Genomic DNA, 9,001 nt, shown 5'->3' with positions numbered 1-9,001 from the left:
TGCGGGGCACCTCGCCCGCGTGTGACGCGGTGCGGGTGCCCCGCACGGCGCCCGGTGCGGGGAAAGTGCCCCGCGCGCGCACGTGCGGCCGACGTGACACTGTCTACTTTCGGCGGCGGAGCGGGCCGCGCGACGGTTACCGTTGTCCGATGACGACCAACGCCGACGCGACGCCGTGGGACGGCCACGGGGACACGGTGCCGGACGACGGACCGGGCGAGACGGTGCCGGAGGACAGGCTGACGGCCACGGCGGACAACGAGGGGATCGACGCCGCGGTCGCCGCGGCGCGGCGGGTCATCTCCGCACTGCTGCACGCGGGCGGGAACACCGCGGCCGAGATGGCCGATGTGGCGGACCGGCTCGACGCCGTGGCCGACTACCTCGATGGGCACGCGCCCTCCCGTGAGGACCGGATGGTCGACATGTGGAGCGGGGAGGGCGTCACCCGACACGACCCGGTGACCGGACCGGAGAACGCGATCGCCCCGCCGCTGACGTTGACCGGCCACCCGGACGGCTCGGTGTCCGGAACCACCACGCTCGGGATGGCCTATCAGGGCCCGCCGGGCTACGCCCACGGCGGCGTGTCGGCGCTGCTGCTGGACCACTCCCTCGGCGTGGCGAACCACTGGGCGGGCACCTCCGGGATTACGGCGCGCCTGACCCTGCACTACCGCCGGCCCACGCCGCTGTTCGAGGAGCTGACCGTGCGTGCCCGGTGTACCGCCGTGGACGGCCGCAAGATCCATACCGAGGGCACGATCGCCGCGGGGGACACCACCTACGTCACGGCCGAGGGCCTGTTCATCCGCAAGTTCGTCCCCCTCCCGTCCTGACCCACCCCGCGAGTCGCCACCCCGGTCCCGCGAGTCGCCACCCCAGTCCCGCGAGTTGACGTCCCAGGACCGGGAGTTGACGCCCCGGCGAGTCGATGTCCCTGACGTGGCACCGCACGTGGACCGGCGGCGTGTGGGATCGGCCCACGGGTGGACCAGCCCGCGGCCGGTGTCGGTCCGGCAGTCCCGGGGTGGCGACTCGCGGCCCGGGAGCGTCGACTCGCTGTCCCGAGGTGACGACTCGCCGTCCTGGGGTGTGGACTCGCCATCCTGCAGTGGCGACTCGCGGTTCTGGGGTGGCGACTCGCGGGTCAGAGGGTGATGGTCTTTCGGATGATCTTGCCGGTGGCGTTGCGGGGGAGGGCGGAGGTGGTGAGGCGCCAGTGGCAGGGGACCTTGAAGTGGGCCAGGCGTTGCCGGCAGAACTCGGTCAGCTCCCGCTCGGTGACCGCGGCCCCGTCCCGGGTGACCACCACGGCACCGACCTCCTGGCCCAGGTCCGGATGGTCCACACCGAGGACGACACACTCGGCCACGGCGGGGTGCTCGTCGAGCACGTACTCCACCTCGGTGGGGTAGACGTTCTCCCCGCCCCGCAGGATCAGGTCGGACCGCCTGCTTGCCAACCGGAGCCTGCCCTGCTCGTCGAGCAGGCCGATATCACCGGTGTGCAGCCACCGGTCCGAATCGATCGTCCGCGCGGTCGCCTCCGGATCGTGGAGGTACTCGGCCATGATGTAGGCGCTGCGGGTGCAGACCTCGCCCTCCTGCCCGGGCGGCAGCACGGCACCCGTCTCGTCGCGGATCTGCACCTCGACACCGATCACCGGCCTGCCGAGGGTCCCCGGTGCCTGTTCCAGATCGGCGGGCGTGGCGACGGAGATCGCGGTCGCCGACTCGGTCAGTCCGTAGCTGTCCACGAGGGAGTTCTTCGCGAACGGCACCGTCTCCCGCAGCCGCTGCTTGAACTCCGGGGACGACGGCGCGGAGGCGAGTGAGAACGCCGTCAGTGACGACAGGTCGTAGGAGGCGAGGTCGCCGTGCTCCATCAGCCGGTGCGCCATCGTCGGCACCGCGCCCCAGTTGGTCACCCGCTCGGACTCGATCAGGCGCAGCACCCGGTCCGCCTCGAACCGGCCCAGGTTCATCACCACGGCGCTGCCGGTGGCCAGCCGGGGTATCGCGAGGTTGTGCAGGCTGGCGATGTGGAACAGCGGCATCGCCAGCAGGTAGCGACGGGCGGTCGGGTCGGTGGGGTCGCCGAAGGCGCGCGCCATCGCGTCGTTGAACCGGTGGTACTCGATCACCGAGGTCAGATTGCGGTGGGTGTGCACCACGGCCTTGGCCATGCCGGAGGTCCCACTGGTGAACAGGACGACGGCCGGGTCGTCCTCGGCCACCGTCACGTCGGGCAGGGGCGCGTCCGGGTGCCTGCGGGTGAGCGCGGGAAGGTCGTCCTCCACGCTCAGCACGGTGACCCCGGCCTCGCGCAGCGCCGGGGCGCGTTTGTGGTCGGCGACGACCACGGTCGGTGTGGTGAGTCCGAGGGCGTGCTCGGTCTCGCGCGGTGACCACCAGGCGTTGTACCCCACGGCCACCGCCCCGAGGCTCACCGTGGCCCAGAAGGCGATGATCCAGCCGGGCGAGTTGGCGGCCATGATCCCCACCCGGTCGCCCGGGCCGACGCCGTACCCGGTGCGCAGCACCCGGGCCAGCGAGGCCACGGCCGCGCCGTGCTCGGCGAAGGACAGCCGGTCGTGCTCGGTGACGAGGTAGTCGGCATCGCCGTGGCGCAGCGACGCGGACAGCACCTCGCCCAACGAACCGGCCCGGTTCACGAACACCGGCAGGCGGGCGCCGAGGACGTCGTCGACGGCCATCTCGAACTCACCGCCGGGGCCGGTGAGGCGGGAAACGATCTCCTGTGCGGCTTGCGGACCCGATGCGGTCATTGGCTCCCTTTCCTCGCCCGGCCGACGGCGGCGCGGCGCCGGCCGTCGGCGGGCCGATCCGTTGTCGAGGGTAGGCACGTGCGGGCACGGTCGGAATCCCGATGACCGGGATGAACGCCACCCTCGCCGGTGCGGCCCGCCGACACCGGTCGGTTCCCGGTGAGCGGGACGGACCCGGGCGCGGGCGGATGCGGCCCGGCCACGATGAGGCCCGGATGCGCACCGGGGTGCGCCGTGCGGCGCCACGCCGCCTTCCCCGGCATCCGGGATGCACGGGCAGTCGCGGACAGGGAGCGGACGACAGGATCATGGGCACACTCGACGGGAAGGTCGCCCTCGTGACGGGCGCCGGACAGGGCGTCGGGCAGGGGATCGCCCTGGCGCTGGCCGCGGAGGGCGCCACCCTCGCCGTGCTGGGACGCACCGGGGAGAAGCTCCGGGCCACCGCCGAGCTGATCCGGCAGCGCGGGGTCGACGCCGAACCGTTCGTCTGCGACGTGTCCGACACCGCCGCCGTGCCCGCACTCGTCGACGGGATCGCCGACCGGTTCGGCGGGATCGACATCCTGGTGAACAACGCCTACTCCGGCGCCTTCGGACCGTTGCTGTCACTGAGCGGGGACGACTTCCGCACCGGTTTCGAGCACGGTCCGTTCGCGACGTTCGCGTTCATGACCGCCTGCCACCCGCACCTGAAGGCCCGCGGCGGCGGCAGCATCGTGAACCTGGTGACCTCGGCGATGGTCCGCTGGGACGCCACCAACTTCGGTGCCTACGCGGCCGCCAAACAGGCCGTGCGGTCGCTGACCCGCACGGCGGCCGTGGAGTGGGGGCCGGACGGGATCCGGGTCAACTCCGTGGCCCCGCACGCGCTCTCGCCGAGCCTCGAATGGTGGATCCGGAAGAACCCGGAGGAGGCCGAGGAGTTCCGCAGGACCATCCCCCTGGGCTACATCGGCGACTGCGAGGCCGACGTGGGCACCGCGGTCGCCTGGCTGGCCGGTCCGCAGGCCCGCTACCTCACCGGCGCCACCGTCCCCCTCGACGGCGGCCAGGCGAACTTCGGCTGACCCGGCACGCCCGGAACGCGCACACCCGTCCCGTACCGACATCCGCCCCGGCAGGAGAGGAAACCCGTGAACGACAGCGACAGCACATCCGGCGGATCCGACGGCCGCGCCGCCGTACCGGACCCGTTCTCCCCGGGCACGCTCGGCCCCGTGACCCTGCGCAACCGCACGATCAAGGCCGCCACCTACGAGGGTCTGGCCTACCGGGGGCGGGTGACCCGTGAGCTGATCGACTTCCACCGGGAGTACGCCCGCGGCGGGGTGGGCATGACCACCGTGGCGTTCTGCGCGGTCTCCCCGGAGGGGCGGACCGACAAGCACCAGCTCGTGTGGACGCCGGAGGCCCTGCCGGGGCTGCGGCAGCTGACCGACGCGGTGCACGCCGAAGGGGCGGCCGTCTCGGCGCAGCTCGGGCACGCGGGCCCGGTGGCCAACCCCCGGGACACCAGGGCGCCCGCGTTGGCCCCGTCCCGGCACTTCCACGCCACCAGCGGCAGCATGACGCGCCCCGCCACCCGCGAGGACCTGACCCGGATCGTGCGGGACTTCGGCAACGCCGGTGCCTCGGCGGTCGAGGCCGGGTTCGACGCGGTCGAGGTCCACCTCGGACACAACTACCTGGCCAGTTCGTTCACCAGCCCGAAGCTGAACCGGCGCACCGACGACTACGGCGGCAGCCTGGCGAACCGCACCCGGTTGGCCCGGGAGGTGACCCGCGCGGTGCGCGACGCCGTCGGCGACCGGGTGGCCGTGCTGGCGAAGGTGAACATGGACGACGGCGCGCCCGGCGGGTTCTGGCTGGACGAGGCGATCCAGCTCGCCCGGTGGCTGGAACAGGACGGCTCGGTGGACGCGCTGGAGATGACGGCGGGCAGTTCCCTGCGCAACCCGATGTATCTGTTCCGGGGCGACGCGCCGCTGGAGGACTTCGCCGCGGTGATGCCGCAGCCGGTGCGGCTCGGTGTGCAGATGGTGGGCGGGAAGTTCCTCAAGTCCTACCCCTACACCGACGCCTACCTGCTGGAGCAGGCCCGGCAGGTGCGCGCCGCCGTCGACCTGCCGATGGTGCTGCTCGGCGGAGTGACGAACCGGGAGGTCATGGACACCGCGATGCGGGAGGGCTTCGGGTTCGTGGCGATGGCCCGCGCCCTGCTGCGCGAACCCGACCTGGTCAACCGGCTGCGGGACGACTCAGCAGCCCGCAGCCTGTGCATCCACTGCAACAAGTGCATGCCCTCGATCTACAAGGGCACCCACTGCGTCCTGCGGGATACGGACGGGCCGCGCGCCCACGGCTGGGGCCGCAACACCGTGGTGTGACGCCCCCACCCGGGCGGGCCGGTCAGGAGTGCCGGACCGCCCGCGTCTCGGCCCACGCCAGGCGCAGCGCCCGGCGGGTGAACAGCCAGGTGTCGCCGACACGGCGGTAGACGTCGGTGTAGCGCAGGTGCCAGACCAGGTCGGTGGTGTCGCCGGGGCCGGGGTCGAGCAGGTGGTGCGCCTCGCACGCGACCGTGCCGGTCGCGGTCCCCGGTTCCGGTCCGGCGTCGACGACCTCCCCGACGAGCGCGTGAAAGGTGACCGGCACGGCCTCCAGCGCGGTCAGGACGTCGGCGATCCCGGCGTGCCCCCGGTGGACGAGTGTGGGGGCCAGGGTGCGCGGCGGGTCGGGGAGGACGAACTCGGCGTCGTCGGTGAACAGCTCCAGCGCCGCCTGCCACCGCCTGTCGTCCACGTACCGGGCGTAGCGGGCGGGAAGGTCGGCCAGCGCGAACCGGTCGGCCGTGGTGAGCGTGTCCCGGTCCGTTCCGGTCACGACCGGGTCCCCGGCAGCAGCCGGTGCACGGCCTCGTCCAGTACCCCGATGACGTCCTCGGCGTCGCGTCCCGCGGCGACACCGACGATCGCGCCGAGGAACGTGGTGGACAGCACGCGCGCGGCGGCGTCCAGTTCCGCGTCGTCGTGCCCGGCCGTGTCCCCCGCACGCAGGGTCCGGCCGATCCACGCCGCGCGCTCCGGTCCGAACCCGACGGAGTCACTCCCGTCGGCCATCCCGGGGTAGCCGGCCACGTAGGCCCGGAACAGCGCCCGGTACAGCAACGGCTTCTGCGCGGCCTGCCACAGCACGCGGCCGAACACGTCGGTCAACCGCTCCGCCGGTCCGCCGCCGGACGGGCCGCGGGCGTCGACGCTGGCGCCGACCCGGTCGCCCAGCGCGAGCAGCGCCTCGACGAGCAGCTGGTCCTTCGAGCTGACGTGCTGGTACGCGGTGGCGGCCGAGACCCCCGCGCGGGCGGCGACCTCGCGCACCCCCGCGCCCTCGTACCCGTTCTCGGTGGCGACCTCGATCGCCGCGTCGATCAGCTTGTCCCGTGTGGCGGCCTGGGTGGCCGACAGCACGCGCCGCACGACGCGGGTGCCGTCCCCGGCGGTGTCCTTCGGCATGGACCCACCCTATCGGCCCGGGAGTCCGGTCAACGACCATCTGGACAAGTGTCTAAACATGGGTCTAACCTTCCGTCCATCATCAGGTTCACCACCGGATCGTGGTAGGGGAGCGGCACATGCGACTGCGCGAGACCGACGCGCAACGCCGGCTCCGCGCCGAGCTCAGGGAGTACTTCTCGGGATTCCTCCCCGAGGACGTGCGCCGACGGGCGGGCGAGGAGGGCGTGGGCGGCGAGCACTTCCGGACGGTGGTCTCCCGGCTCGGCGCCGACGGTTGGCTCGGCCTCGGCTGGCCCGCCGAGTACGGCGGGCAGGGACGGTCCATGGCCGACCAGTTCGTCTTCTTCGACGAGGTGCAGCGGGCCGGGATCCCGTTCCCGTTCGTCACCGTGAACACGGTCGGCCCCACCCTCATGGCCCGGGGCTCGGCCGAGCAGAGGGAACGCTTCCTGCCGGGCATCCTCACCGGCGAGACCGTGTTCGCCATCGGCTACACCGAACCCGGGGCGGGCACCGACCTCGCCTCGCTGACCACCCGCGCGGTGCCGGACGGCGACGACTGGATCGTCGACGGCAGCAAAATCTTCACCAGCGGTGCCAACACCGCGGACTTCATCTGGCTGGCCTGCCGCACCGATCCGGACGCGGCGAAGCACAAGGGCATCTCGATCCTCATCGTGGACACCCGCGACCCCGGGTTCTCGTGGAGCCCGATCGCCACGGTCGGCGGGATGACGGTGACCGCCACCTACTACAGCGGGGTGCGGGTGCCGAAGGCGAACGTGGTCGGGGAGATCAACGCCGGCTGGGAACTGATGACCACCCAGCTCAACCACGAACGGGTCGGCCTGGCCGCCCTCGGCGGCCGGATGACGGCCCTGTGGGAGAAGGTGCTGGGCTGGGCCAGGGACAGCGGGGCGATCGGGCAACCGTGGGTGCGCCGGGACCTGGCCCGCGCGCACGCCCTGCTGGAGGCGATGCACCTGCTCAACTGGCGGATGGTCGGCTCGGCCGGGGACGGGACGCTGACCGGCGCCGAGGCCGGTGCCACCAAGGTGTACGGGACCGAGACCCATGTCGAGGTGCAGCGGCTGCTGCTCGGCGTGCTCGGCGCGGCGGGCCGGGTACGCCCGGAATCGCCGGGCGCCGTGCTCGCGGGCCAGGTGGAGCAGTTGTCCCGCCAGGGCATCGTGAACACCTTCGGCGGCGGGGTCAACGAGGTGCTGCGCGACATGGTCGCCACCCAGGGGCTGGGACTGCCCCGGTTGGGACGGGGGAAATGAACGACACTCTCGAACAGCGGCTGCGGGCGTTCGTCGGGCGGGAGCTGAGTCCCACCCGGCCCGCGCAGGACCCGGTGAACGTGCCGATGATCCGGCACTGGGTCGAGGCGATGGGCGATGCGAACCCGATCCACCTGGACGACGCGGCCGCCCGGGCGACCGGACGTCCCGGTGTGGTGGCCCCGCCCGCGATGGCGCAGGCCTGGACCATGCGCGGCTACGCCGCCCACCGTGCCGTACAGGACGGCGCGGACGACACCGGGGACACTGACGGCGACGGGGACACCGGCGGCACCGCGCCCACCGTGCTCGACGAGATGTTCGCCCTGCTGGACGAGGCCGGGTTCACCTCCGTGGTGGCCACCGACTCCGACCAGGAGTTCGTCCGCGAACTCGTCCCGGGCGACCACCTGTCGGTGTCCGAGACCCTGGAATCGGTCTCGCCGGAGAAGACGACCGCGCTGGGCACCGGACACTTCCTCACCAGCCTGCGCACCTACACCGACCAGCACGGCGCGGTCGTGGCCACCCAGCGCTGGCGCATCCTGCGCTTCCGGCCCGCCGGGCAGACCGCCGCCGCGGACTCCTCCGCCTCCGCCGGTGCGGACGGATCCGGCGGCACCGTCGGAGGCGGCGGGCCCGGCGGGGGAGGCGACGAGCGTCCGCTGCGTCCCCGTCCGGCGGTGAACCGGGACAACGCCTTCTTCTTCGACGCCTGCCGGGAGCACCGGCTGGTCATCCAGCGCTGCGCCGCCTGCCGCACCCTGCGGCACCCGCCGGGGCCGTGCTGTCCCGACTGCGGTTCGTTCGACTGGGACACGGTGGAGGCCTGCGGCCGCGCCACCGTGTACAGCTACGTCGTCGCGCACCACCCGAGACACCCGGCGTTCGACTACCCGCTGCTCGTCGCGGTGGTGGAACTGGCCGAGGGCACCCGGCTGATCACCAACCTGGTCGGGGTCGAACCCGACGACGTCGCCCTCGACATGCCGGTGGAACTGGAGTGGCTGGACGCCGACGACGAGCTCACCCTGCCGGTCTTCCGACCGGCCGTGACCGGGGACGCCGCGGGCACCGCGCGCGCCCGGGAGGAGGAGTAGATGGACTTCACCTTCGACGAGGACCTCCGGGCGCTGGCGGGTCTCGCCGACGACATCGTCACCGGGCACGCCACCACCGAACGGGTGGCCGAGGTGGAGGCGGGCGGGGCCCGTGTCGACGACCGGCTCTGGCGCGCCCTGGCCGGGGCGAACCTGCTCGGCATCGCCCTGCCCGAACGGTACGGCGGCTCGGGGCTCGGGACGAGCGGGCTGTGCGTGGTGCTGGAGGCGCTGGGTCGTCGCGTCGCGCCGGTGCCGGTGTGGCCGTCGGTGGTGGCATCGCTGGCCCTGGCCGACGCCGCCGACGGT

9 protein-coding genes are annotated in these 9,001 nt (G+C 73.0%); 6 read left to right on the top strand and 3 right to left on the bottom strand.

All coding sequences use genetic code 11. The annotated features are described in order from the left end of the window. Positions 1-149: 149 nt before the first annotated feature. Positions 150-839 (top strand): PaaI family thioesterase, encoded by a 690-nt coding sequence (locus tag ACTIR_RS0112395; protein WP_026454529.1) that lies wholly within the window; start codon positions 150-152, stop codon positions 837-839. A 311-nt stretch (positions 840-1,150) separates the two neighbouring features. Here the strand turns inward: ACTIR_RS0112395 and casG are convergent, their stop codons facing one another. Beyond that, on the bottom strand, positions 1,151-2,791 hold the full coding sequence (casG, locus tag ACTIR_RS0112390) for a steroid-24-oyl-CoA synthetase (RefSeq protein WP_026454528.1): 1,641 nt from the start codon (positions 2,789-2,791) through the stop codon (positions 1,151-1,153). 308 nt (positions 2,792-3,099) lie between these two features. On the opposite strand from casG, the gene ACTIR_RS0112385 reads away from it, so the two are divergent. Beyond that, on the top strand, positions 3,100-3,861 hold the full coding sequence (locus tag ACTIR_RS0112385) for an SDR family NAD(P)-dependent oxidoreductase (RefSeq protein ID WP_026454527.1): 762 nt from the start codon (positions 3,100-3,102) through the stop codon (positions 3,859-3,861). A gap of 66 nt (positions 3,862-3,927) precedes the next feature. Further along, a complete protein-coding gene (locus ACTIR_RS0112380; RefSeq protein ID WP_026454526.1) occupies positions 3,928-5,181 on the top strand; it encodes an NADH:flavin oxidoreductase in 1,254 nt (417 codons plus the stop codon). A gap of 22 nt (positions 5,182-5,203) precedes the next feature. Here the strand turns inward: ACTIR_RS0112380 and ACTIR_RS0112375 are convergent, their stop codons facing one another. Further along, positions 5,204-5,677 (bottom strand): nuclear transport factor 2 family protein, encoded by a 474-nt coding sequence (locus ACTIR_RS0112375; RefSeq protein ID WP_052583857.1) that lies wholly within the window; start codon positions 5,675-5,677, stop codon positions 5,204-5,206. Beyond that, complete coding sequence (locus ACTIR_RS0112370) at positions 5,674-6,306, bottom strand: TetR/AcrR family transcriptional regulator (protein WP_026454524.1); 633 nt, start codon at positions 6,304-6,306, stop codon at positions 5,674-5,676. The genes ACTIR_RS0112375 and ACTIR_RS0112370 overlap by 4 nt, the downstream gene beginning before the upstream one ends. Positions 6,307-6,425: 119 nt before the next feature. On the opposite strand from ACTIR_RS0112370, the gene ACTIR_RS0112365 reads away from it, so the two are divergent. From ACTIR_RS0112365 to ACTIR_RS0112355, 3 genes are all read left to right on the top strand, one after another. Next, complete coding sequence (locus ACTIR_RS0112365) at positions 6,426-7,592, top strand: acyl-CoA dehydrogenase family protein (RefSeq protein WP_026454523.1); 1,167 nt, start codon at positions 6,426-6,428, stop codon at positions 7,590-7,592. After that, positions 7,589-8,692: a bifunctional MaoC family dehydratase N-terminal/OB-fold nucleic acid binding domain-containing protein gene (locus ACTIR_RS0112360; RefSeq protein WP_026454522.1), complete on the top strand. Its 1,104-nt coding sequence runs from the start codon at positions 7,589-7,591 to the stop codon at positions 8,690-8,692. Before ACTIR_RS0112365 ends, ACTIR_RS0112360 begins: the two co-directional genes overlap by 4 nt. Next, positions 8,693-9,001: acyl-CoA dehydrogenase family protein (locus ACTIR_RS0112355; protein WP_026454521.1), on the top strand; the 309-nt coding region annotated here is incomplete at its 3' end.

This window comes from Saccharomonospora iraqiensis subsp. iraqiensis (genome assembly GCF_000430445.1).
Taxonomy (GTDB): Bacteria; Actinomycetota; Actinomycetes; order Mycobacteriales; family Pseudonocardiaceae; genus Saccharomonospora; species Saccharomonospora iraqiensis.
This window is presented reverse-complemented; position numbering and strand designations above follow the sequence as displayed.

Excerpts from the sequence above, each read along its gene's own strand:
- ACTIR_RS0112360 (WP_026454522.1), top strand. The coding sequence starts at position 7,589 with ATGAACGACACTCTCGAACAGCGGCTGCGGGCGTTCGTCGGGCGGGAG.
- ACTIR_RS0112395 (WP_026454529.1), top strand. The coding sequence starts at position 150 with ATGACGACCAACGCCGACGCGACGCCGTGGGACGGCCACGGGGACACG.
- ACTIR_RS0112385 (WP_026454527.1), top strand. The coding sequence starts at position 3,100 with ATGGGCACACTCGACGGGAAGGTCGCCCTCGTGACGGGCGCCGGACAG.
- casG (WP_026454528.1), bottom strand. The coding sequence starts at position 2,791 with ATGACCGCATCGGGTCCGCAAGCCGCACAGGAGATCGTTTCCCGCCTC.
- ACTIR_RS0112365 (WP_026454523.1), top strand. The coding sequence starts at position 6,426 with ATGCGACTGCGCGAGACCGACGCGCAACGCCGGCTCCGCGCCGAGCTC.
- ACTIR_RS0112370 (WP_026454524.1), bottom strand. The coding sequence starts at position 6,306 with ATGCCGAAGGACACCGCCGGGGACGGCACCCGCGTCGTGCGGCGCGTG.